This is a genomic window from Roseobacter sp. YIN89 (genome assembly GCF_057219365.1).
The window spans coordinates 306737-328868 of record NZ_JBXVVD010000002.1 but is presented as its reverse complement, the minus strand read 5'-3'; the positions used below and the strand labels follow the sequence as shown (position 1 = coordinate 328868).

The 22132-nt window shown below is 59.1% G+C and carries 22 protein-coding genes; 15 read left to right on the top strand and 7 right to left on the bottom strand.

Annotation, left to right across the window (positions count from 1 at the left end; genetic code table 11):
• Positions 1–67: 67 nt before the first annotated feature.
• Entirely contained in the window at positions 68–1606 is a 1539-nt protein-coding gene (locus tag AC2D8V_RS07780) for a trimethylamine methyltransferase family protein (RefSeq protein ID WP_484732964.1), read from the bottom strand.
• Positions 1607–1835: 229 nt separating this feature from the next.
• Positions 1836–3023 carry a pyridoxal phosphate-dependent aminotransferase gene (locus AC2D8V_RS07775; RefSeq protein ID WP_484732963.1) on the bottom strand — a complete coding sequence of 396 codons (1188 nt, stop codon included), beginning with the start codon at positions 3021–3023 and terminating at the stop codon, positions 1836–1838.
• 225 nt (positions 3024–3248) lie between these two features.
• On the opposite strand from AC2D8V_RS07775, the gene cysS reads away from it, so the two are divergent.
• The 4 genes from cysS to AC2D8V_RS07755 all read left to right on the top strand — a co-directional run bounded on the left by cysS (position 3249) and on the right by AC2D8V_RS07755 (position 7927).
• Positions 3249–4610: a cysteine--tRNA ligase gene (cysS, locus tag AC2D8V_RS07770; RefSeq protein ID WP_484732962.1), complete on the top strand. Its 1362-nt coding sequence runs from the start codon at positions 3249–3251 to the stop codon at positions 4608–4610.
• A 217-nt stretch (positions 4611–4827) separates the two neighbouring features.
• Positions 4828–6447, top strand: coding sequence for a citramalate synthase (gene cimA, locus AC2D8V_RS07765; RefSeq protein ID WP_484732961.1), 1620 nt, complete (start codon positions 4828–4830; stop codon positions 6445–6447).
• Complete coding sequence (locus AC2D8V_RS07760; protein ID WP_484732960.1) at positions 6444–7166, top strand: class I SAM-dependent methyltransferase; 723 nt, start codon at positions 6444–6446, stop codon at positions 7164–7166. The genes cimA and AC2D8V_RS07760 overlap by 4 nt, the downstream gene beginning before the upstream one ends.
• Entirely contained in the window at positions 7163–7927 is a 765-nt protein-coding gene (locus tag AC2D8V_RS07755; RefSeq protein WP_484732959.1) for a squalene/phytoene synthase family protein, read from the top strand. The genes AC2D8V_RS07760 and AC2D8V_RS07755 overlap by 4 nt, the downstream gene beginning before the upstream one ends.
• 3 nt (positions 7928–7930) lie before the next feature.
• On the opposite strand, the gene AC2D8V_RS07750 is transcribed toward AC2D8V_RS07755, so the two are convergent.
• A complete protein-coding gene (locus AC2D8V_RS07750; protein WP_484732958.1) occupies positions 7931–9142 on the bottom strand; it encodes an MFS transporter in 1212 nt (403 codons plus the stop codon).
• A gap of 74 nt (positions 9143–9216) precedes the next feature.
• Here AC2D8V_RS07750 and AC2D8V_RS07745 point away from each other — a divergent pair, with 74 nt between their 5' ends.
• Genes AC2D8V_RS07745 through AC2D8V_RS07735 form a run of 3 tightly spaced genes read left to right on the top strand, consistent with a single transcriptional unit; the run spans position 9217 to position 11251 of the window.
• Positions 9217–9960: a precorrin-6A/cobalt-precorrin-6A reductase gene (locus AC2D8V_RS07745; RefSeq protein WP_484732957.1), complete on the top strand. Its 744-nt coding sequence runs from the start codon at positions 9217–9219 to the stop codon at positions 9958–9960.
• Complete coding sequence (locus AC2D8V_RS07740; protein ID WP_484732956.1) at positions 9957–10589, top strand: DNA-3-methyladenine glycosylase family protein; 633 nt, start codon at positions 9957–9959, stop codon at positions 10587–10589. Before AC2D8V_RS07745 ends, AC2D8V_RS07740 begins: the two co-directional genes overlap by 4 nt.
• Positions 10586–11251, top strand: a complete 666-nt coding sequence (locus AC2D8V_RS07735; RefSeq protein WP_484732955.1) for an alpha/beta hydrolase — start codon at positions 10586–10588, stop codon at positions 11249–11251. Before AC2D8V_RS07740 ends, AC2D8V_RS07735 begins: the two co-directional genes overlap by 4 nt.
• Here AC2D8V_RS07735 and AC2D8V_RS07730 read toward each other — a convergent pair.
• Positions 11241–11612, bottom strand: coding sequence for a VOC family protein (locus tag AC2D8V_RS07730; RefSeq protein WP_484732954.1), 372 nt, complete (start codon positions 11610–11612; stop codon positions 11241–11243). The genes AC2D8V_RS07735 and AC2D8V_RS07730 overlap by 11 nt on opposite strands.
• A gap of 269 nt (positions 11613–11881) precedes the next feature.
• Here AC2D8V_RS07730 and AC2D8V_RS07725 point away from each other — a divergent pair, with 269 nt between their 5' ends.
• The gene (locus AC2D8V_RS07725; protein WP_484732953.1) at positions 11882–12466 is read left to right on the top strand and encodes an HNH endonuclease; all 585 of its coding nucleotides are present in this window, start codon (positions 11882–11884) and stop codon (positions 12464–12466) included.
• Between the two features lie 77 nt (positions 12467–12543).
• Here the strand turns inward: AC2D8V_RS07725 and AC2D8V_RS07720 are convergent, their stop codons facing one another.
• Both AC2D8V_RS07720 and xth read right to left on the bottom strand, forming a co-directional pair.
• Positions 12544–13017, bottom strand: coding sequence for a hypothetical protein (locus tag AC2D8V_RS07720; RefSeq protein WP_484732952.1), 474 nt, complete (start codon positions 13015–13017; stop codon positions 12544–12546).
• Positions 13018–13243: 226 nt separating this feature from the next.
• A complete protein-coding gene (gene xth / locus AC2D8V_RS07715; RefSeq protein WP_484732951.1) occupies positions 13244–14026 on the bottom strand; it encodes an exodeoxyribonuclease III in 783 nt (260 codons plus the stop codon).
• 335 nt (positions 14027–14361) lie between these two features.
• Between xth and AC2D8V_RS07710 the strand changes: the two genes are divergently transcribed.
• A complete protein-coding gene (locus tag AC2D8V_RS07710; protein ID WP_484732950.1) occupies positions 14362–14637 on the top strand; it encodes a hypothetical protein in 276 nt (91 codons plus the stop codon).
• A 72-nt stretch (positions 14638–14709) separates the two neighbouring features.
• On the top strand, positions 14710–15765 hold the full coding sequence (locus tag AC2D8V_RS07705; protein ID WP_484732949.1) for a DUF6902 family protein: 1056 nt from the start codon (positions 14710–14712) through the stop codon (positions 15763–15765).
• A gap of 33 nt (positions 15766–15798) precedes the next feature.
• Here AC2D8V_RS07705 and AC2D8V_RS07700 read toward each other — a convergent pair whose 3' ends face one another.
• Positions 15799–16122 carry a HesB/IscA family protein gene (locus AC2D8V_RS07700; RefSeq protein ID WP_484732948.1) on the bottom strand — a complete coding sequence of 108 codons (324 nt, stop codon included), beginning with the start codon at positions 16120–16122 and terminating at the stop codon, positions 15799–15801.
• Positions 16123–16203: 81 nt separating this feature from the next.
• Between AC2D8V_RS07700 and AC2D8V_RS07695 the strand changes: the two genes are divergently transcribed.
• The 5 genes from AC2D8V_RS07695 to AC2D8V_RS07675 all read left to right on the top strand — a co-directional run bounded on the left by AC2D8V_RS07695 (position 16204) and on the right by AC2D8V_RS07675 (position 22118).
• The gene (locus tag AC2D8V_RS07695; protein WP_484732947.1) at positions 16204–17343 is read left to right on the top strand and encodes a deoxyguanosinetriphosphate triphosphohydrolase; all 1140 of its coding nucleotides are present in this window, start codon (positions 16204–16206) and stop codon (positions 17341–17343) included.
• 84 nt (positions 17344–17427) lie between these two features.
• A complete protein-coding gene (gene argS / locus AC2D8V_RS07690; RefSeq protein ID WP_484732946.1) occupies positions 17428–19170 on the top strand; it encodes an arginine--tRNA ligase in 1743 nt (580 codons plus the stop codon).
• Between the two features lie 79 nt (positions 19171–19249).
• A complete protein-coding gene (locus tag AC2D8V_RS07685; RefSeq protein ID WP_484732945.1) occupies positions 19250–20308 on the top strand; it encodes an SPOR domain-containing protein in 1059 nt (352 codons plus the stop codon).
• A 4-nt stretch (positions 20309–20312) separates the two neighbouring features.
• Positions 20313–21311, top strand: coding sequence for a beta-N-acetylhexosaminidase (gene nagZ, locus AC2D8V_RS07680; RefSeq protein ID WP_484732944.1), 999 nt, complete (start codon positions 20313–20315; stop codon positions 21309–21311).
• A 15-nt stretch (positions 21312–21326) separates the two neighbouring features.
• On the top strand, positions 21327–22118 hold the full coding sequence (locus tag AC2D8V_RS07675) for a segregation and condensation protein A (protein ID WP_484732943.1): 792 nt from the start codon (positions 21327–21329) through the stop codon (positions 22116–22118).
• The last annotated feature ends 14 nt before the right edge of the window (positions 22119–22132 follow it).

The window sequence follows — 22132 nt, the reverse complement described above, 5'->3', positions numbered from 1 at the left end:
TCAGGTGGAGACCCGACACGGCCCTGCCAAGCCCTCTTCGCGCATTTCGGCTATGCGCGAGCGTTTTTCAGGCAGGCAGGTAGATATTGAACGCCGCGCGCAGACGTGCGTCCAGTTCGGGGTCGTACCTTGCTGCAGACCGCTGCGCGAGGATTTCCTCCTTGCGCGCCTTGGCCTTTGCAATCAGATCCGGTTTGTCGTTCTCGACCCATTCCTTGGGTGAGGTGCGGTCGCCGAAAGTCGGGTAGACGTGATCCTGTTCCATCCGGCCCAGCGTTTGCGCGGTGCCAAGGTAGTGACCGGGGCCGCCCATACAGACTTCCTTCATCTGGTCGAGCGCCAGAGTTTCGTCGTTAACCTCAATCCCGCGCACACAGCGCAGTGCCTGACCGATGATGTCATCGCTCAGAATAAGCGATTCCAGACAGAACCCGAGAAGCGAGGCATGCATGCCCGCCGCCTCGTAAACCATGTTCAGCCCCGACAGACCCGCCATCACGTTCGAGCACATCTGCTCCCATCCCGCCTGCATGTCCGGCAGCTTGCTGTCCGCGATACCAGCGGCGGCTCCACCGGGCAGGTCGTAGTATTTGTGCATCTGGGCACATCCCGCCGTCAGCAGGGCCTGCTCGCCCGAGCCGCCGGTCATCGCACCGGTGCGCAGATCAAGGCCAAAAGGCCACGTGCCAAAGATTGCAGGGTGGCCCGGCTCGATTGCCTGCACATAAACCAGACCGGCAAGGCACTCTGCCGTGGCCTGCACGATCGCGCCTGCAACGGTCGAAGGCGCTGTGGCCCCCGCCATGCCCGCCGACAACAGCAGCACCGGCATGCCATAGCGGATACATTCTTCCATCACGAGGCAGGATTCGGTGGCGAACTTCATCGGCGGCACGACAAAGCAGTTGGAATTGCTCATAAAGGGGCGCTCGCGCCACTTGTCCTCGCCCCCGGCGATCATGTGCAGCATCTCAAGGCAGGGCTTGACGTGGCTTGGGTCGTAGAACGACGTGCCGATATGCTTGGTGGTGCCCGCGGCGGTGGCATAGACGGTGTTAATGTCCATCTCGCAGTTGTCGGTGATGTCCCGTGCCACCATGGGGCGCTGCAGAAAATGCACGTTGTCCAGCACATCGACGATCCGCGCGGCATCATGCAAATCCTGCAAGGTGCTTTCGCGGTAATTCCGCCCTTCGGCATCGACAAGGTGCACAGCCGCCCCTGCGGTCCCGTAGTGTACCCGCGTGCCGCTGAGTTCGAGGTCGTGCTTCGGGTCGCGCCCGCAAAGCGTGATAGACCGGTTTGCACGCGCAATCGCGTCCTCTATCAACGCCCGCGGAAACCGGAGGCGCCCGTCATCGCCCATCACCGCGCCGGCGGCGGTCATCGCCGCTACACCAGACGGGGGCGCATCGACGAGGCCGATCTGCTCCAGCGCGTCAAGCGCGGCGCGGTGGATACGATCAAGGTCACCGCCGCTCAGCGGTGCGTACCGGCCTCCTTCCATACCGGGGCGAATGGGCCGCAAATGCTGCGCCAAAGGTGCTGCACGCGCGGCGCGACGGGCCGATCGCCCACCGCTGCGTATTTTGGTTTGTTCTGTCATATCAAGATCCTGAAGTGCGTTGTTGAACCGGGCTCAACAAGCTTCAGGACGGCCTCTTGCCGCGCGACCGCGCTCTGCACCTATGGTGCGGATCACCAGAGTTATCTTGATCCGGTCTGCGCGCATGGCCTCTCCTGTCAGGAAAAGCATCTGCGCAAGCGGCTCCGGCGTCTGTCCTGTTTGCGACCTGTGGTCGTTTTTGCGCCGCACCGGGTCGCGGCCGAACGGGTCAGGCTGTCGCGCGCTGCTCGGCCAGACGTTTGGCATGCGCCAGCAGCGCCCCAAGTGCCGCTTCAAAGACCTCGTCCTCGACCGTCATGGCGACGCGAATGTGGCCTGCAGCAGAACGGCCAAAACTCTCGCCCGGCATCACAGCAATCGATTCCGCCTCAAGCAGATCATAGGCAAAGGCCTCGCCGCTCATACCTGTGGCGCGGACGTCGAGCATCAGGTACATCGCGCCTCCTGCCGGGACCAGACCCACCGTATTCTGCTGCGCCAGCATCTGCTGCGCCCGCGCGAGACGGCGCCGAAACGGGGCCGATATCTCGCGCTCAAAGGCATCACCCTGCGTCAGGGCAAAGACGCTGGCATCCTGAATATAGCCCGGCACACCGTAGGTGGTGTGCGTCGCCAGAGTAATGAGATGCGCAATCGCATCTTCGGGGCCGACAACCCAACCGCACCGAGATCCGGTCATGGCGTGTGACTTTGACATCGAACCCACCACCAGCGTGCGATCTGCCATGTCGGGCAGGGCGCGCGGGCTGATGTGACCGCCCTGCCAGACCTGCGTGTCATAAACTTCGTCCGACACCAGCCAAAGATCATGCGCGCGACACTGCGCAGCGATCCCGTCAAAAGTCTCGCGGGTGTATACCACACCGGTGGGGTTGTTCGGCGAGTTCACCAGCAACGACCGTGCGCCGGCGGCCAGCGCCGCAATATCTGCGGCACGCGGCTGAAAGGCATCTTCGGCACGCGTCAGGATGGCCTGCGGCGTGGCGCCGGCGCTGCGGATCGTCCCGGGGTAGGTGGCGTAATAGGGATCGATATACAGCGCCGTGTCCCCCGGATCGCACGTGGCGATATGCGCCGCGAAAAGCGCGGCCTGACCACCAGGCGTGATCAGCACATTGTCGCGTGTGGTGGGCACGCCTGTGCGCGCGGCGACCCGCTGGGCCACGACATCGCGCAATGCAGCAGTGCCGGGGACGGCGGCATAACCGGTATGTCCGCCAAGCGCAGCCTTGTGCATCTGTTGCAAGATCGGGGCGGCCGTGCCGATATCATGCTCGCCGATGGTCAGTTCCGTAACGGGATGGCCTGCCGCAATCATCTCGCGCGCCTTGTTAAAGACGTCCCACCCGTCACTGCCGCCACCGGTAATCCCGATGATCCTGTCTGATAGCCGCATCGCCCGCTCCTAAACGTGTGACAGGCCCAAGGGGACAGAGCCGGTTTGATTCGTCAATCGCCCTTGACCCGACCTTGCGCTTGGGCGTAAGGCTGAGCGCATGACCCGCAAAATGCTCATTTGCTGTATTATTTGCTGAACCCCACCCGCGGGCGGTTTTAGGTCGTTTTCATTCAGACACCAGATTGCTAAGCCCGCGCTGACACACGCGCAAGGACGCCAGACATGACGGCCATCAAGCTTTACAACACCCGCACCCGACGCAAGGAAGATTTTGCGCCAATCGATTCCGGTAACGTGCGGATGTATGTCTGCGGGCCCACGGTCTATGACCGCGCACATCTGGGCAATGCGCGCCCGGTGATCGTCTTTGACATGCTGTTCCGCCTGCTGCGTCAGGTTTACGGCGCCAAAGCAGTGACCTACGTGCGCAACTTCACCGACGTGGACGACAAAATCAACGCGCGCGCCGCTGAAAGCGGGCGGGAAATCGGCGACATCACCGACGAAACCACACAATGGTTTCTCGACGATATGGCCGCGGTGGGCGCGCTCGAACCCACCGCCATGCCACGGGCAACGCAATACATCGCGCAGATGGTCGCCATGATCGAGGACCTCATCGCCAATGGCCACGCCTATGCAGCCGAAGGCCACGTGCTCTTTGCCGTCGACAGCTATAGCGCCTACGGGGCGCTCTCGGGCCGGTCGGTCGACGACATGATCGCAGGCGCGCGGGTCGAGGTGGCGCCCTACAAGCGCAACCCGATGGATTTCGTGCTCTGGAAACCGTCGGATGACGCAACGCCGGGCTGGGACAGCCCATGGGGGCGGGGACGCCCGGGGTGGCATATCGAATGCTCTGCCATGGCCTTTCACGAACTCGGCGCGCGCTTTGACATTCACGGCGGCGGCAACGACCTGATGTTCCCCCACCACGAAAACGAGATCGCACAGTCCAAATGCGCAGGTCACGATTTCGCAAACGTCTGGATGCACAACGAAATGTTGCAGGTCGAGGGCAAGAAGATGTCCAAAAGCCTTGGCAATTTCTTTACCGTGAGAGACCTGCTCGACCAAGGGGTGCCCGGTGACGTGATCCGCTTTGTCATGCTGTCGACGCACTACCGCAAACCCATGGACTGGACCGAGACCAAGCGCCAGGAGGCGGCCAAAGTGCTGCACCGGTGGAGAGGTCTCGTCGCGGGCGTCGAACCCGCGCCGAGCCCTGCGCCCTCGATCATCGCAGCACTTTGTGACGATCTGAACGTGCCGGGCGCTCTGGCCGAGATGCACCGTTTCGCCAATGAAGGCGCGCGCGCCGATCTCGCCGCGGCCACAGAATTTTTCGGCCTGCGGGCGCTTTGGGAGCGCGCGCCGGAACCGGCGCAGGTAGACCTGAGCGCACTCGAGGCAAAGCTGCTCTCCGCGCGGACTGAGGCCATGAAAACCAAAGACTTTGCGACGGTCGATGCCTTGAAAACCGCGCTCCTGGCCGCCGGCGTCGAAGTCCGGATGAGCAAGGAGGGCGTGTCGCTCGCGCCAAGGCCGGATTTCGATCCGGCCAAGCTGGAGGAACTGTCATGACCGCCGTCCGGTCGCGCACCCGATGCGCACAAACACAAACGCAATCTTCAACTGCTGTCTGCGGGGGGGCACCTGGCAGGCATGCTCTTTCACTTTGCCAAATAAACTCCCGCCGGAGGCGTAAAATCTTTCTGATTGCACCGCGCGCCGCGCACCGATGTCATACCGACGTCACACCGATGTTTTTCCGACGCTCTTTTTCAGCGGATATTGCCCTATGACGCGCGAACGCCTCTATCTTTATGACACCACCCTGCGCGACGGGCAGCAAACCCAGGGCGTGCAGTTCTCAACAGAGGAAAAACGCACCATAGCGACCGCGCTGGACGCACTCGGTGTCGACTACATCGAAGGCGGCTGGCCCGGTGCCAACCCGACGGACAGCGCATTCTTCGACGCCGCCCCGCAGACCCGCGCCACCATGACCGCCTTCGGGATGACCAAGCGTGCAGGAATGTCCGCGGAGAACGACGACGTGCTGGCAAACGTGCTGAATGCGCGCACCAGCGCCGTCTGCCTCGTGGGCAAGACACACGACTTTCACGTGCGCGCAGCCATTGGTATCGAGTTGTCGGAAAATACTGAAAACATTGCTAAATCCATCGCCCACCTGACAGCAAGCGACCGCGAGGCGCTCTTTGACGCCGAACATTTCTTTGACGGCTACAAGGAAAACCCTGAATACGCGCTCGAAGCTCTGCGCGCGGCCTATCATGCCGGCGCGCGCTGGGTGGTGCTGTGCGACACCAACGGCGGCACCCTGCCAGAAGAGGTCGGGCGCATCACCGCTGAGGTGATCGCCGCCGGAATCCCGGGCACGCATCTCGGCATCCATACCCACAATGACACCGAAAATGCGGTGGCCTGCTCTCTGGCGGCCGTCGATGCGGGTGCCCGCCAGATTCAGGGCACGCTGAACGGGCTTGGAGAACGTTGCGGCAACGCAAACCTCACGGCGCTCATTCCGATCCTGTTGCTCAAAGAGCCCTACGCCAGCCGCTACACCACGGGCATATCCCACGACGCGTTAAAAACGCTGACACGCACCAGCCGCATGCTCGATGAAATTCTCAATCGTGTGCCCTTCCGGCAGGCCGCCTTCGTTGGGTCATCCGCTTTTGCGCACAAAGCCGGGCTGCACGCCTCGGCCATTCTCAAAGATCCCGCAACATACGAGCATATCGACCCGGCCAGCGTGGGTAATGCGCGTATCATCCCCATGTCCAATCAGGCGGGACAATCGAACTTGCGCGAGAGACTGCAGGGCGCGGGGCTCAAAGTTGCCAAAGGCGACCCCGCTTTGGGGCTGATCCTCGACCGGATCAAGGCGCGTGAGGCTCTGGGGTATGCCTATGACACGGCGCAAGCAAGCTTTGAGTTGCTGGCGCGCGATGCTTTGGGGCAGATGCCTGCGTTTTTCGAGGTTAAACGCTATCGCGTGACTGTCGAGCGGCGCAAGAACAAGTACGACCAGATGATCAGCCTCTCCGAAGCGGTGGTGGTGGTTAAAATCGGTGGCGAGAAAAAACTGTCCGTGTCGGAATCCATGGATGAAACCGGCAGCGACCGCGGGCCGGTAAACGCGCTTGCCAAGGCGCTGGCGAAAGATCTCGGCCCGTTCCAACAGATCATCGACGATATGCGTTTGGTCGACTTCAAAGTGCGGATCACCCAAGGCGGCACCGAGGCGGTCACCCGGGTTATCATCGATAGCGAAGACGGGCAGGGGCGGCGGTGGTCAACTGTCGGCGTGTCTGCCAACATCGTGGATGCGTCCTTCGAGGCGCTGCTGGATGCCATTCGCTGGAAGCTGCTGCGCGATTGGAAAGATACATGAGCAATCCTTACTGGGACGCGTTTTTCGAACTGCACCGTGATCTGCCACGCGAAGGGCCGGGGCTGCCTGAAGATGTGGCTTGGGCGGCAGGTCTGGCCGGCCTCGCGGCCGATGCTCAGATGTGTGATGTGGCATGTGGTCCGGGCGCGGATATCCCCGCGCTGCGGGCAGCGGCACCGCAGGGAAGCCTTTACGCCTTTGATAAGGTAGAACATTTTGTGGCTGAGGCACAGGCGCGCTATGGCGATGATCCGCTTACGGACATAGCTGTTGGCGACATGAACGACCTGCCCGGCACCTATGATTTTGTCTGGTGCGCCGGCGCGATCTATTTCATGGGGGTCACCGAGGCGCTGACGCGGTGGCGCAGCGCGCTGTTGCCGGGGGGAACGATTGCATTCAGTCAGGTCTGTTGGTTCACCCAGACGCCGTCACAGTATGCGCGCGACGGATGGGCAGATTATCCGGACATGACCGACGAGGCGGGGGTTTGTGCACGTGTGGCTGCGGCAGGATACGAGGTCTTGGCGACCCGGCGGCTTAGCGATGCCGCATGGGAGGCTTATTACACGCCGCTCGACGCACGGGTGGTAGCCTTGCGCCCCAACGCCACGGGTGCCTTGGCGGATGTATTGCAAGAATCCGAGGCCGAAGCCGCGCTCTGGCGCGACGCGCGTGAGGAATTTGGCTACCTTCTTTGCGTGGTCAGGCCTGCATGAGCTTTGACGCCGATCTGACGGCCTGCGCAGCTTTAGTTGAAAAAGCAGACCCGGAAAGGTTTTCAGCCGCCATGGCAGGTCCTGTAGCCGCGCGGCGGGTGCTGTTTCCGATCTACGCCTTTAACGTCGAAGTGGCGCGGGCACCTTGGGTGACGCAAGAAAGCATGATCGCAGAGATGCGATTGCAGTGGTGGCGCGATGCGCTTGAGGAAATTGCGGCGGGCGGTCCGGCGCGGCGGCATGAAGTGGTTACCCCCCTTGCAAAGGTGATCGACGCACAAGGAGCGGCGGTGCTCGACAAGCTGATCGTGGCGCGGCGCTGGGACATCTACAAAGACGCTTTTGAGGACGAGGCGCATTTGACGGAGTACCTTGACGCCACGGCCAGCGGGCTGATGTGGGTGGCTGCGCGCGCGCTGGACGCGAAGACGCGAGGCAAAGAGGCCGTTTATGCACAAGGGCGCGCCGCAGGGCTTGCGCGGTTCCTGCAAGCGGTGCCCGCTCTTGAAGCGGCCGGGCGGATCCCCTTGGTTGACGGTCGACCGGAAGCCGTTGCAGCCCGTGCAAAAGAGGCGTTGGAGCAGGGGAACCCACGGACGGTACGACAGGCCGTTTCGCGCAACGCGCGACCTGCTTTGACGGAGGCATTTCTCGCCCGAGACATTCTGAAACAGGTGGTGCGCACGCCACAAAGGGTTGCAGCAGGCACGCTTGGGGTCTCACCGCTGCGGCGCAGCTTGCGTCTTTGGCAGTGGTCCTGACGGTCAGGCCGGTTGCGTCTTGGGGCGCAGCAGCAGCCAAATCAATGCGCCACCCGCCAGCGCAAGAAACGGCAACATCGCAAGGTTGACGGCCGCCCAGCCTTGTGCGGGCTCACCACCGGCGCAATTCATCAACCCGCCGGACGACAGCGAGGCGATTGTCACCCCGCCAAAGACGATCAGATCGTTCATGCCTTGCATCCGCCCTTGCTCTGCCGGGGTGTGTTCCTCGGCTAGCATCGCGGTTGCGCCGATAAAGCCAAAGTTCCAACCGAGACCCAGCAGAATGAGCGCGGCAAAGAAGTTTTCCAGTTCAACTCCGGACAGCGCCACCGCGCCTGCGGCACCAAGAATGGCCAGACCGGCGGCCATGATCGATTGCGCGCCAAAACGTGCGATCAGGTGTCCGGTAAAGAAGGACGGGATATACATGGCCAGAACATGTGCAGAGACAACATCTGCCGCGTTGTTCTTGTCATAGCCGCAGCCCACAACGGCCAGAGGTGTCGAAGTCATGACGAGATTCATCAGCGCATAGGTTACCGTGGCACAAATTACGGCTACGAGAATGCGGGGCGAGCTAAGCAACTCCCACCGGGTGCGCCCTTGTGGAGCATCCGCTGTGGGCGCTGGCGGCTTGGGAATATCGAGGGCAAAAAAGAGCAGAGCCCCAATGCAGTTGAGGGCGATGATCGCGACATATGTGCCGATGAAAGGTACCACGTAGGCGTCTGCGGTCAGTTTCACTAACTGAGGGCCAAGAATGGCGGCTGCGAGGCCGCCTGCCATGACGTAAGAGATCGCTTTGGGGCGAAACTCTGCCGAGGCGGTGTCGGCGGCGGCAAAGCGGTAAAAACCGTGCGCCGACATGTAAACGCCGGTGATCAGGCTGCCCAAAAGGAAAATCGGGAACGACCCCGTATAAAGCCCGTAACCGCCCACCGCCCCGCCAATCGCACCTGCCAATGCACCCACAAAGAACCCAACCCGCCGGCCATAGCGCTGCATGATGGCGGATATTGGTGTTGCGGCGAGCATCGAGCCGGCAACGATAAGGGTGATCGGGAGAGTGGCGAAACAGATGTTTGAGGCAAGCGATTGACCCGCAAGGCCGCCAATGGTGAACAACATCGGCATCTGGGCACCCAGTATGGTCTGCGCCAGTACGAGCACGATGACATTCTTTTGGGTACGGCGGCTTTCAACGTTCGGCATGCCTTTGCCTAAGCTGATGTTTTACAACGTTCAAGGGGCCTTGTTCCCCGGTCACATAGATTTACAGTCGCAGCATGTCACCGCTTCAAACATCAGTTGTTCTGGCCGGCGCCCGAGAGGCGCACGGCGTCATAACCGGGCTTCGGAGCCGGCGCCGAACGGTGGTGATCAGCCTTCCCGAAGCGCCGCGTCAGACGGACCCGCTGCTGGCGCATGCTCGATTGGGAAATTTCGACACGGAAGAAGCGTTCGAAGAGTGGCTGAAATCGCACCATCCTGCCTGTGTCATCGATTCGAGCCATTCATTTGACAGCGAGGTTTCGTTGATGGCGCATACAGTGTGCACGCGTTGCGACGTGCCGTACCTGCGCGTCCTGCGTAAACCGTGGGTCGCCACTTCCCGTGACCGGTGGTCGGTTTTTTCCTCTGTCCGCGACGCGGCCGAATCCCTGCCGGATACGGCGCGGGTGTTTAGTAATACCGGTTGGCTTAGCCTGCAGGAGTACGCGGGTTTTCGTGGCCAGAAGGTGTTTTTGCGACAATCTCATGAGGTGCATGGCAATGCGCCGTTTCCATTTGTTCAACTGGTCGAAGGAACGCCGCCGTTTTCACAGGAACATGAGGAGCGCCTCTTTCGGCGTTTGGCTGTTACACATTTGCTGTGCCGCAATGTCGGCGGTGTTGCGAGCATGTCAAAGTTGCTGGCGGCGCGCCGGTTGGACCTGCCAGTCCATATGGTCTCGCGCTTACCGCCACCCAAAGGGGCGCAGGTGGTCGAAACGGTGGCCGAGGCACTGGCGTGGGAGGCTAATTTGTGAGTGTACAGGGGCTGATCACTTCTGACGAAGACGTCGCACGGGGTGCCGCTTGGCTCGCACAATCGTGCCCAAGGATGGCCTTGGCGATCGGACAGACCTCGCCCTTGCCGCTGCGCCGCAGGCCGGACGGGTTCGCGCAGCTTTTGAGCGCGATCGTAAGCCAGCAGGTCAGCGTGGCATCGGCCACGGCAATAAACAGGCGTATGGAGGATGCAAGCGCAACCCAAGCCGAGTCTATCCGCAATATGTCAGACGAGGCGCTGCGTGCGCTCGGGCTAAGCCGTCAGAAAGCACGCTATGCAAAGGCGCTGGCAGAGGCTGATATCGACTATGTCGCCTTGCGTACAGCGACGGACCAAGACGTGATTGATACGCTCTGCGAGGTGCCCGGCATCGGGCGGTGGACTGCGGAAATCTACGCCATGTTCAGTCTCGGGCGACCGGATGTCTTTGCGCCGGGTGATCTTGCGTTACAGGAAGCGGCCCGTGTGCTGTACCAGATGGACGCGCGCCCCAAAGAACGGGAGCTGCGGGCCATGTCAGAGGCGTGGTCGCCGTGGCGGTCGGTTGCGGCGCGGGTGCTCTTTGCGTACTACCGGGTGGTCAAGCAACGGGAAGGTATTTCATGACACGTGTATTGAACGCTGAGAAAAGCGCGCCGGTCTCTGGAGAGACACGCTCAGTGGTAGTATTCCTGCATGGCTACGGTGCAAATGGCGCGGATCTTCTTGGGTTGGCCGACCCTTTGGGAGAGCACCTGCCGGACACGCTGTTCGTGGCTCCCGATGCGCCGGAAGCCTGCGCAGGTGCGCCATTCGGATTTCAGTGGTTTCCCATCCCTTGGATCGACGGATCGTCCGAAGAAGAATCCATGCGCGGAATGGCGCAGGCTGTGGACGACCTGAACGCTTTTCTGGATGCCCTGATGGTGGACGAGGATGTGCTGCCCGAGCAGGTGGTTCTGTTTGGCTTTTCGCAAGGCACAATGATGTCATTGCACGTTGCCCCAAGACGCGAAGACGAGATCGCGGGTATCGTGGCCTTCTCCGGTCGCCTGTTGAACCCAGAGACACTGGTGGATGAAGTTGTCTCGCGCCCTCCGGTGCTCCTTGTCCACGGAGATCAGGACGATGTCGTGCCACCGCAATCGTTGCCGCAGGCAGCCGAAGCCCTGCAAGAGGCGGGGTGGCAGGATGTGTATGCGCACATCATGAAAGGGACAGGCCACGGCATAGCGCCGGACGGGTTGTCTGTGGCCCTTGCTTTCATGCGCGACAAACTCAGTCTTTAGAGTGATCTGCATCCGTTAAAGGTTCAGACCAGACTGCCATTTCAGTGCCGCCGGGCTCGATGAACTGGAACCGCCTGCCACCGGGGAATTCAAAGATTTCGCGGGTGATTTTTGCACCACAGTCGGTGACCCTCTCAAGCGCCGCTTCCAGATTGTCCGTCTTGAGAACGGGCAAAGGCGCGCGCTTTGGTCCACGTGCTATCCCGCCGCCGGTGCCAGCGCCTTGGATGTCGCGGTAGTCATCCCCGTAGTCTATGTGCGCCCAGCCAAATGCGTCGTTGAAAAACGCTTGTGTTTCTTCCAAAGCGGGTGAGGTGAATTCGACGTAATCGATTACGAGTCGGGGCAGTACATCCGTCATGATCGCTCTCTTTCTTGCGTGCCGGCACGCGGCATTTACCGCATCTATACCACTTCGTGCTGACAATTACTGGCCAAAGCGGCGATTGAAACTGGTTCCTTCAAGTCTGTGGATAACTGTCATCTGCCTGTCACATGAGCAGGAGAAACTGTCGGCGAGATATTGTGGTCACTCAGGGGCTTGCCAGAGGAAAACCACGATATATAGTCAAATCATCGGCGGGAGGGACTCGCCGGACCGGACGCGGAACGGAAAAGGGCAGTGCGATCATGGATGGTGACTTCAGAACCGAATTCACACGCAACCCTGCAAGTCTGAAACACAGACCTGCGCTTGTGTTGAATGCGGATTACAGGCCTCTCAGTTATTACCCACTCTCGCTGTGGCCATGGCAGGAAGCGGTCAAGGCAGCATGGTTGGACAGGGTCGATATCGTGGCAGAATACGACGATGTGGTCCGAAGCCCGAGTACCCAGATCAGGATACCGTCCGTTGTCGTTCTGAAAGACTATGTAAAACCTCAAAAGCGCGTGGCCTTCACGCGCTTTAATTTATTTTTGAGGGACGAATTCAGATGTCAGTACTGCGGTGCCCGAGGCGAATTGACGTTTGACCACGTCGTGCCACGCGCCAGCGGCGGTGTGACCAGTTGGCAAAACGTGGTTGCCGCCTGTAGCCCGTGTAATCTGAAAAAGGGTTCAAAAGCGCTGCACCGCACCGGGCTCAGCCTGCGCAAACCTCCTCGGCAACCGGGCGCGGAAGAATTGCGCAACATGGGCCGGAAATTTCCACCGAACTACCTGCACGACAGTTGGATGGATTTTCTTTATTGGGATGCTGAACTGGACGCGTGAGGCCGCAGAGTTGCACGTTAATTGAAACGAAGAAGGCGATGCCGAAACACCGCCTTAATCATTCGCTATAATGGCTATCAATCGTCCAGCTTGGACACAACGTTGTCCGCAAACGCGTCTAACATAGCGTTATAGTACACCTCGCTGCCGACCGTCAGATCGGCCACTTGTGTGCCATCCGGATAGTAGGCCACGGCTTGTTCACCACTCACGGTCAATGTGTAGTCAACCTTGTTGAAGAGGCCGGGCGCGTCAATCTCGACATCACCCACCAGCTTGCTGTCTGCCACGCCCATGGCTTGGCTCAGGCTGTTTGCCAACTCGACAGAGTCAATTTCGATCTCGATGCTCGCGCCATCTTCGCCAATCTTGGACACGAGACGCTCTGCGATTTCGGTTTCGAGGTCCGAGCTCAGGTCTCTCCAGACCGATGCCGCCTCGGTGTTTTCTACCGCCGTCAAATCTGCTTCAACCTCTACCGATTGAACGTTGCTCGCCAGCGCGGATGTGGCGAAGAGGACGGCGGCTGTTGTCAGTGTAAGGCGTTTCATTGTTTTCTCCATCAGTTCAGTTACACCCCCCGTCGGAGGGATCGATGGATCAACGCAGGGCTGTCGCGAGATGTTCCGTGGACGATTCCTGATGCGCAAAGCTTTGCCGATCTCGGGCGGTTGAGCGCGTAAGGCATTGAGATAAAGTGAACTTCTTCCCGCCCTCTGAAAACACGTCGTGTTACATGTATTCCGTGGTGGCGATAGGCCGTGTGGGCCGGGCGCCTTATGCCGCGAGATCAATCCAGACCGGAACGTGGTCTGACGGCTTGTGCCCGCCACGGACTTCTTTATCGATCTGACAGTCGATCAACAGATCTGCTGCCTGAGGGCTCAGCAACAAGTGATCGATCCGAATTCCATTATTCCGGTTCCACGCGCCTGCTTGATAATCCCAAAAGCTGTAGTGCCCCGGACCCTGCACGCGCGCGCGGAAAGCTTCGGTCAGTCCAAGATTGAGAAGCCGTCTGAAAGCCGTGCGGCTTTCAAGCCGGAACAAAGCGTCATCGCGCCAACTGTCCGGTTTTGCGGCGTCCTCGGCTTGCGGAATGATGTTGTAATCTCCTGCCATGACAAAGGGCGTTTCTTCGGCAAGTAACATTTTGGCCCGCTGTTGCAGGCGTTCCATCCACGCCAGCTTATAGTCGTACTTAGGGCCGGGTGCAGGGTTCCCGTTGGGCAAGTAGAGGCCGCACAAGCGGATTGCGGACGTCTCGCCCATGACGGTTGCTTCAATGTATCTGGCCTGTTCGTCGTCGGCGTCGCCTGGAAGGCCGCGCATTACATCCTCGAGAGGATATTTCGACAGGATGGCCACACCGTTAAAGCTCTTTTGACCATGCGTGGCGACGTTGTACCCGCGCTCTTCAAAGATTTCGCTGGGAAAGCCTTCATCAACGGATTTGATTTCCTGCAGCAAAGCGACGTCAGGTTTCGCTGTGTCCAGCCACGCAGGCAATGCCTCGATACGAGCCTTGATCCCGTTGATATTGAACGTCGCGATTTTCATAGACCTGCCTTTTGTGTCTTCTGAGGCATTCATCGCCCACTGCAGCGTCGGGGGCAAGGCCCGACAGCCGGCTGGCGACTGTGATTCTCATTAACCAATTAACCTGTCACCGCGGCCAAAGATTAATATCCACAGAGTTATCCTCTGTGGACAAAAATTTTTTAACCAGTGTTACCGGGCGTTTTTCTCCTCGGTTTCACAGCGCAGATGCTTCTGTGCGGCCTGTGGATAAGTGCAGGTTAATAATAGGTAAACGAGAAAAAATCTTTTCAACTCTGCTTATGCGAGCAAGCGTTAAAGGGCGACACACAATCATTCGAAAGGGATATACGATGATGACCAATGTGAAATTTGCACACGCGTCAGACGCAATTGTTGACATGCCAGCAGCAGACCTGCACGCCGGGGAGGCCACTGGTCTTTTCACAACCTCGATGGCGCCGTCGTCGCAAGATATGATGCTCGGTGCTGGCACAGAACTGTTCACCACCTCGATGGCCCCAGAAACACTGAACACCGGCCTTGGGACAGGGCTTTATACAACCAGCATGGTAGGGGGGCGCGATACTCATGCCGGAGACGCGACAGGCTTGTTTACCACCAGCATGTGAGCCTGCGATCCGGTCGCACGCTTGTGCCGTGCGACCGGGTTATCTTCTACCGCTCGATTATGAGGTCTGCCCATGTCAAACGTCGTTTCAATCGGAGCACCGCGCCGTCCGTCGCTGGCACAGCGGCAGGCGATCTTGGTGGAGAATTTCGCCTGTCACAGGCGTGCCAGCGATGACGTCTACTGGCTGAAGGAAAATGCGGAGTTGCTCAGCATTTTGGCGACATGCGACGCTGACTTGACACCGCAGGCTTTGCAGACATTTTCCAAATTTTACGATGACATTGAAGAAAAACTGAGGTTCTTCCCGCAATACTATCGCTTTTTACTGTCAATATGTCTGGATCTGGAAGACCTTGGCATGCCCGGTCACAAGGGGGCGGCACTGTGCAAATGGGCGGCGGATGCCCAATTACCTGCCTGCGAGTTGTCGGACCTGCAGCGTGCCGAGGCGGAAAGACTGCTGGCGCGCAGGGACGCTGTTCAGCCCAGCAAAGCACTCGAAGAGCGACTGCGGGCTTTCATCTGCCATTCGTCCACTTTTGCTCTGCCGAATAAAAAAGCTGCTTATGAACTGACGCATATCGTTTTTTACCTATCGAATTACGGCACACAGGACCCCTGTCTATCGAAAGCAGCCATTGTAAGCCTCGAGTTTGCTGCGTTGATGGCATACCTCGACCAAGACATTGATTTGCTTGCAGAAGTCTGCGTTGCTCTGCGATTTTCCGGTCAGCAGCCTAGCGAAATATGGGAAGACTGGCTGGCCGCCGAAATTCACCATTTTTCTTTGCTGCCCTGTGCTGATTTTGGTGGAGGAGACTCATACCACGAATATCTTGTGGGCAGTTGGTGGGCTGACATTGCTGGGTTGCCTTCTTTCACAGGGACGCCATGTCGGGGCGGGATCGAAATACGGCGCACTCAGGCACGGCGTGGGCCACTCAGAGAAATGTCACAACTGATGTTCAACCTGGGTGCCGCGCGCAGTGCAGATTGGCGACAGATGCGTGCTGTTCTGGAAGCTGAACTTGGTAGCGATCAGCAACATATTCTGGAAGGCGCCGCACAGTCGTCGGCCCAATTTCAGGCGTTTTTTGAACGTTTTTCGCGCGCCAAAAACCTATGATAATCAAATTTCTATCTGCAAATCTTAAAGTAGTTAGATCGAAAAAGAAGTGCCGCAACCGCAAGAGCTTGTCGCGTTCGGGTTATTGATCACGAACCGCGCACCGATCAATTCTTCGGTAAAGTCTATCACGGCTTCCGCCAGAAACGGCAAAGACACTGCGTCTACCACGACCTTTTCTCCGCCGCCCTCAAGAACAAGATCGTCATCGCGCGGCTCATCAAGGTCGATTTCGTACTGAAACCCGGAACAGCCGCCGCCCTCTACTGCCACACGCAACGCTTTGCCATCGCCGGCCGCACCGATTTCAGCAAGACGCTCGAATGCGCGAGTGGTGACTTTGGGAGGGAGTTGCATCTTGGTGCTCCGGTGCAAGGTTTCATTACGCTCTCGGTTCGAATATATGACGTGCAAGAACAGGCGACAAGGACCCGGGCGATGACATCTCAATTCGCCTCTGACCCGACGCGCGCCAGGGGACGGCGTGTTCGGGAAGAGGAAAGCACTTTTCGGTCGTGTTTCCAGCGCGACCGGGACAGGATAATCCACGCCAGTGCGTTTCGACGCCTGAAGCACAAGACGCAGGTCTTTATCGAACACGAGGGTGATTATTACCGCACGCGGCTGACTCATTCCATCGAGGTCGCACAGGTGGCGCGGACAATCTCTGGCGCGCTCGGCTTGAATCAGGAACTGACCGAAGCGGTTGCGCTGGCGCATGACCTTGGGCACACGCCTTTCGGGCATACGGGCGAAGACGCGTTGGCAGAGTTGATGCAACCGCACGGTGGGTTTGACCATAATGCGCAAGCGATCCGTATCGTGACGCATCTGGAGCGGCATTACGCTGATTTCGATGGATTGAACCTGACGTGGGAAACACTGGAAGGTCTGGCCAAACATAACGGGCCGGTTATCGGCGAAATTCCATGGGCATTGGCGGCGTATTGCGACAGTCACGATCTGGAGCTTCATTCTTATGCCAGTGCCGAAGCGCAGGTTGCCGCGATCGCGGATGATGTTGCCTACAACCATCATGATCTGCATGACGGCTTACGAGCAGAACTCTTTTCGACGGATGAACTGGCCGAATTGCCGATCCTTCGCGAGTGTTTTGCCGAGGTCGATCAAAGATACCCCGGCCTGAACTATTATCGTCGCCGCCACGAGGCATTGCGCCGGTTTTTCGGTGTTCTGGTGGAAGATGTCATTCACTTTGCACAGGCCCGGCTAGCTGATTTGCAGCCGCAGACCGTCGATGACATACGTGCCGCGAACCGCACAATTATCCGCTTTTCAGATGATGTGTTCGCCGATCTCAAGGTCATCCGGGCTTTTCTGTTTCAGCGGATGTATCGTGCGCCGGCGGTTGTCGAAATGCGCAAGGAGGTGACGCGCGTCGTGCATGATCTTTTTCCCTACTTCATGACTCATCCCGACCAATTGCCCAAGCAATGGCGCAAGGACGTGGAAGAGGTTCGTTCTGAGACGGAACTTGCCCGGATCGTGTCGGATTATATTGCGGGAATGACTGACCGATTTGCGCTGCAGGAACATGCACGGCTTGTGGGTGCCTGACCAAAGCGGTCCTGAGCAAAGGCTGTTCTTGACCCGGCCTTGCAGCATGATAAACCGCGCGTGCCTTGGAGTGGGATCGCCCTGATGAACCTTTTTGCAGATATTCGTGAACTTGTGCTGTCGTGCCTTGACCAGATGGTCGCGGCAGGCGCGCTGCCGGCCGGATTGGATTTTACCAATGTGACGGTAGAACCACCGCGCGATGCGGCACACGGTGATATGGCGACAAATGCTGCGATGGTTTTGGCCAAGCCGTCGGGTCAAAAGCCGCGTGATATCGCACAAGCACTTGCCGCACACCTGCTGGATGATCCACGGATCACGCAGGCTGATGTAGCCGGCCCTGGCTTTCTGAACCTGCGTCTCTCGGCGGACGCATGGCACAAGGTCGTTGGGTCCGTTCTGGAAAGCGGGACTGACTTTGGCCGTGCGAGCCTGGGGGCGGGCAAAAAGGTAAACGTGGAATATGTCTCGGCCAACCCGACGGGGCCGCTGCATGTAGGTCACACGCGCGGGGCCGTTTTTGGCGACGCACTGGCCTCATTGTTGGATTTTGCCGGGTTCGATGTCACGCGCGAGTACTACATCAATGATGGTGGGGCGCAGGTAGATGTGCTCGCTCGATCGGTTTACTTGCGATATCTCGAAGCGCATGGACAAGAGGTCGCCTTTGCCGACGGCACTTATCCCGGAGACTACCTGATCCCTGTGGGCGAAAAGCTGAAGGCAGAAAAAGGCGATGCCTACGTTGGTCAGCCTGAAGAGGTCTGGCTTGAAGACGTTCGGAATTTCGCCACCGATGCGATGATGGATCTGATCCGAGCCGATTTGAGAGCCTTGGGGGTTCGGATGGACGTCTTTTATTCCGAGAAATCGCTTTACGGGACTGGCCGGATCGAAGCGGCGATTGAGAACCTGAAAGGCAAGGGGCTGATTTACGAGGGCGTTCTTGAGCCACCCAAAGGCAAAAAGCCGGATGATTGGGAACCGCGCGAACAGACGTTGTTCAAATCGACTGAACACGGTGACGACGTCGACCGCCCAGTGAAAAAGTCAGATGGCAGCTGGACCTACTTTGCACCTGATATCGCGTACCATTACGACAAGGTCGACCGCGGTTTTGATGCTCTGATCGACGTGTTCGGTGCGGATCACGGCGGCTATGTCAAACGGATGAAAGCTGCTGTTTCCGCGCTTTCAGGGGGGCGCGTGACCCTCGACATCAAGCTGACCCAATTGGTGAAGCTGTTCAAGAACGGCGAGCCTTTCAAAATGTCCAAGAGGGCGGGGACGTTCGTCACCCTGCGCGATGTCGTGGATCAGGTCGGACCGGATGTGACCCGCTTTGTCATGCTGACACGCAAGAACGATGCGATGCTGGATTTTGACTTTGACAAGGTGTTGGAGCAGAGCAGGGAAAACCCTGTGTTTTATGTGCAATACGCTCATGCGCGGGTTGCATCGGTGTTGCGCAAAGCGGCAGAGGCAGGGATCGCCGTTGATGATGCGACACTATCCACTGCGGATCTGTCGATCCTGAACCACGAGGCAGAGTTGGGGCTTGCCGCCAAGATCGCTGAATGGCCGCGGCTTGTCGAAACGGCGGCGCGCACAAATGAACCGCACCGCGTGGCTTTTTATCTCTACGAGCTTGCGGGCACGTTCCATGCGCTATGGAACCGTGGCAATGAAGTTCCGGAGTTGCGATTTGTGCAGGATGACCCAAAAGTCACACAATCGAAAATCGCGCTCGCCCGTGCCTTGAGCGTTGTAATAGCGGCGGGTCTTGGTATTCTGGGTGTCACACCGGCGCAGGAAATGCGGTAAAATAACCGCAATCTGTGCCTGAGCAGTGATACCGGAACAGACCCGCGGGGCAATGTACCTCTTGGGCAGTGAGGCAAAGATGGCAGATGTGGAATTCTCCCATGGCATGGGAGCTTACGGGCGCGAGTCCGCCCAGCAAGCGCCGCAACAGGCGGCTCCAACAAACTCTCTGACGTTTATGACGAACCTGGCAGGTGCCGCCGTTTCGCTGGCGTTGATCGCAGGGGTTGGCGTCTGGGGCTACAAGCTCATGGTACGTGACGTCAGTGGCGTGCCTGTGGTGCGCGCGGCTTCTGGTGAAATGCGGGTGCGACCGGAAGAGCCGGGAGGGCAGCTTGCTCGGCATCAGGGCCTTGCGGTGAATGCAATCGCTGCTGACGGTGTGGCGGCCGGACCGGTCGATCAGGTCACGCTTGCGCCGCGTAGCTCCGAGTTGGCGGACGAGGATCAGCCGGTGGCCGCACCGGCGGTTATTCAACCATCGCCCTTGCCCTCTGCAACGCAGGCTTTTGACGCGCCACAGGAAAAAGAGCCGCAAGCGACTGAACCCAGATCCGAGCTTGCAGCTATGCTGGAGCAGGGTGAGATTGATGCGGTTGTTGCAGAGTTGACAGCCGGGGTCGAACCCCTCGTTGCTGTGCCGGGCGCCAAATCAGTCAAGGCGGTCAATGCCGAGACTGACGCATCGGCTCAGGTGACAGCAGCAGTTGCAGACGCTGAAAGCGCTGATTTGGAGCCGACGCCCGCTGCCGTTGCTTTGGATACATCCGGGTTGCAAAAGTCGATGCGCCCACGGCTGCGACCCAGCGACATCGCCGCCACAGTACAGCCGGCGTCCTATTCTCCCGCGCCTGAGGCGCAGGAAATCGATCCTGCTAAAATCCCCGCAGGTACCCGTTTGGCACAGCTTGGGGCCTTTGATAGTGCAGAGGTCGCCCGCAAGGAGTGGACACGTTTGAAAGGCGGGTTCGGCGACTACCTCGAGGGCAAGTCGCGTGTGATCGAGCAGGCGCAGTCCGGCGGGCGCACATTCTACCGTTTGAGAGCCATGGGGTTCGTCGACCTTGGGGATGCACGTCGCTTCTGCTCTGCCTTCAAGGCAGAGGGTGTCGACTGCATTCCGGTTCTGTCGAAATAGCGGCGTGCGTAATTTTGGCGCCACTATTCTGGACGCGGACGGGCTGCGCCTGTCTGCAGATGAAAAGCGGTTCTTCCGCGAAGCTGACCCATTCGGTTTTATCCTTTTTGCGCGCAACATTGCGTCGCCCGATCAGGTGCGGGCCCTGTGCGACGAGATGCGCGACTGTGTTGGCAGGCACGCGCCGATTACCGTGGATCAGGAGGGCGGGCGTGTCCAACGCCTGCGCGGGCCGACCTGGAAAGAATGGCTGCCGCCCCTTGATTTCGTTTCTGCGGCTGGCGCTCGGGCCGAGCAGGCAATGTATCTCAGGTACAGGCTGATCGCCGCAGAACTGTATGCGCTTGGCATTGACAGCAACTGTGCCCCGATGGTCGACGTCGCCGGCCCGAAGACACACGATTTCCTGCGCAACCGATGTTATGGCGACGACCCGAAACGCGTGGCGGCATTGGGCCGGGCAGCAGCAAACGGTATGCTGGACGGAGGTGTGCTGCCGGTCGTTAAACACATGCCGGGACATGGTCGCGCCACAATGGACAGTCATTTTGATCTACCGGTTGTGTCTGCTTCTTCTGACGATCTAAAGGCGCATGACTTCGCACCGTTCAGAGCGCTTAACGATTTGCCGATGGGTATGACGGCTCACCTGGTCTACGACGCGTTGGACACGCGGCCAGCAACCCTGTCGTCGCACGTGATGGAGATCATTCGCAGCGAGATCGGTTTCGATAACCTGATCATGACCGATGACATTTCAATGAAAGCACTCAGCGGGTCGCTGACCGACATCAGCCGCAGCGCTCTGGACGCCGGGTGTGACGTGATCCTCCACTGCAACGGATCACTGGATGCCCGGCGAGAGGTCGCCGATGCTTCGGGCCGGATGACAGATGTGGCGCAGACCCGCGCAGAACGGGCATTGTCGGCGCGCAAGGTACCTGATGATATTGACATTCCGGCTGTGCAAGCCCAGCTTGAGGCGCTCCTGTCCGGAGCGTAGCAAGCGGCGCGGTTCATGGCTGAAATCCCATTCGAAGAAGACACGATGTCGGTTGCTGACCGGCTGGCCGCCGAGGCACTGATTGTCGATGTCGATGGTTTTGAAGGCCCGCTTGATGTGCTGCTGACCCTGAGCCGCACGCAAAAGGTAGATCTGCGCAAGATCTCTGTGCTCGCGCTCGCGCATCAATATCTCGCATTTGTCGAACGCGCCAAGGCTTTGCGACTGGAACTGGCGGCAGATTACCTTGTCATGGCAGCGTGGCTTGCTTTTCTCAAGTCGCGTTTGCTGCTGCCACCCGATCCGGCAGAGGATGGGCCCAGCGGCGAGGAATTGGCCGCCCATCTCGCATTTCAGTTGGAACGGTTACAAGCCATGCGTGATGCTGCAGCACGGCTCATGGGGCGTGATCGTCTTGGGCGGGATTTCTTTGCGCGCGGTCAGACGCATGAGGTGACCCGCACGCGTGTGGTCAAATACACGGCAACCTTGCTGGACCTAATGCAGGGCTATGCACGAATTCGGACCCGCGACGAGTTTCGCCCGTTCGTCATGGACCGGGATGCGGTGTTTACTATGGAACAGGCGTTGGACCGTATGCGCGGGTTGATCGGTTACGCGGGCGAGTGGACGGACATTTCCAGTTACTTGCCAGAAGGCTGGGAAATGGACCCGCAGCGCCGGCGTTCAGCGACCGCAGCGACCTTTGCAGCCTCGCTAGAGCTTGTTAAGGAAGGGCATCTCGAAATACGCCAGTCGCAAACATTCGCGCCAATTCAGCTGCGCAAGAAGGACCGCCACCCGTGAGCGATCAAACCGAC

Bases quoted from the DNA above. Each gene is read 5' to 3' on its own strand.
- AC2D8V_RS07780 (WP_484732964.1), bottom strand. From the start codon at position 1,606: ATGACAGAACAAACCAAAATACGCAGCGGTGGGCGATCGGCCCGTCGC.
- AC2D8V_RS07775 (WP_484732963.1), bottom strand. From the start codon at position 3,023: ATGCGGCTATCAGACAGGATCATCGGGATTACCGGTGGCGGCAGTGAC.
- cysS (WP_484732962.1), top strand. From the start codon at position 3,249: ATGACGGCCATCAAGCTTTACAACACCCGCACCCGACGCAAGGAAGAT.
- cimA (WP_484732961.1), top strand. From the start codon at position 4,828: ATGACGCGCGAACGCCTCTATCTTTATGACACCACCCTGCGCGACGGG.
- AC2D8V_RS07760 (WP_484732960.1), top strand. From the start codon at position 6,444: ATGAGCAATCCTTACTGGGACGCGTTTTTCGAACTGCACCGTGATCTG.
- AC2D8V_RS07755 (WP_484732959.1), top strand. From the start codon at position 7,163: ATGAGCTTTGACGCCGATCTGACGGCCTGCGCAGCTTTAGTTGAAAAA.
- AC2D8V_RS07750 (WP_484732958.1), bottom strand. From the start codon at position 9,142: ATGCCGAACGTTGAAAGCCGCCGTACCCAAAAGAATGTCATCGTGCTC.
- AC2D8V_RS07745 (WP_484732957.1), top strand. From the start codon at position 9,217: ATGTCACCGCTTCAAACATCAGTTGTTCTGGCCGGCGCCCGAGAGGCG.
- AC2D8V_RS07735 (WP_484732955.1), top strand. From the start codon at position 10,586: ATGACACGTGTATTGAACGCTGAGAAAAGCGCGCCGGTCTCTGGAGAG.
- AC2D8V_RS07730 (WP_484732954.1), bottom strand. From the start codon at position 11,612: ATGACGGATGTACTGCCCCGACTCGTAATCGATTACGTCGAATTCACC.
- AC2D8V_RS07725 (WP_484732953.1), top strand. From the start codon at position 11,882: ATGGATGGTGACTTCAGAACCGAATTCACACGCAACCCTGCAAGTCTG.
- AC2D8V_RS07720 (WP_484732952.1), bottom strand. From the start codon at position 13,017: ATGAAACGCCTTACACTGACAACAGCCGCCGTCCTCTTCGCCACATCC.
- xth (WP_484732951.1), bottom strand. From the start codon at position 14,026: ATGAAAATCGCGACGTTCAATATCAACGGGATCAAGGCTCGTATCGAG.
- AC2D8V_RS07710 (WP_484732950.1), top strand. From the start codon at position 14,362: ATGACCAATGTGAAATTTGCACACGCGTCAGACGCAATTGTTGACATG.
- AC2D8V_RS07705 (WP_484732949.1), top strand. From the start codon at position 14,710: ATGTCAAACGTCGTTTCAATCGGAGCACCGCGCCGTCCGTCGCTGGCA.
- AC2D8V_RS07700 (WP_484732948.1), bottom strand. From the start codon at position 16,122: ATGCAACTCCCTCCCAAAGTCACCACTCGCGCATTCGAGCGTCTTGCT.
- AC2D8V_RS07695 (WP_484732947.1), top strand. From the start codon at position 16,204: ATGACATCTCAATTCGCCTCTGACCCGACGCGCGCCAGGGGACGGCGT.
- argS (WP_484732946.1), top strand. From the start codon at position 17,428: ATGAACCTTTTTGCAGATATTCGTGAACTTGTGCTGTCGTGCCTTGAC.
- AC2D8V_RS07685 (WP_484732945.1), top strand. From the start codon at position 19,250: ATGGCAGATGTGGAATTCTCCCATGGCATGGGAGCTTACGGGCGCGAG.
- AC2D8V_RS07675 (WP_484732943.1), top strand. From the start codon at position 21,327: ATGGCTGAAATCCCATTCGAAGAAGACACGATGTCGGTTGCTGACCGG.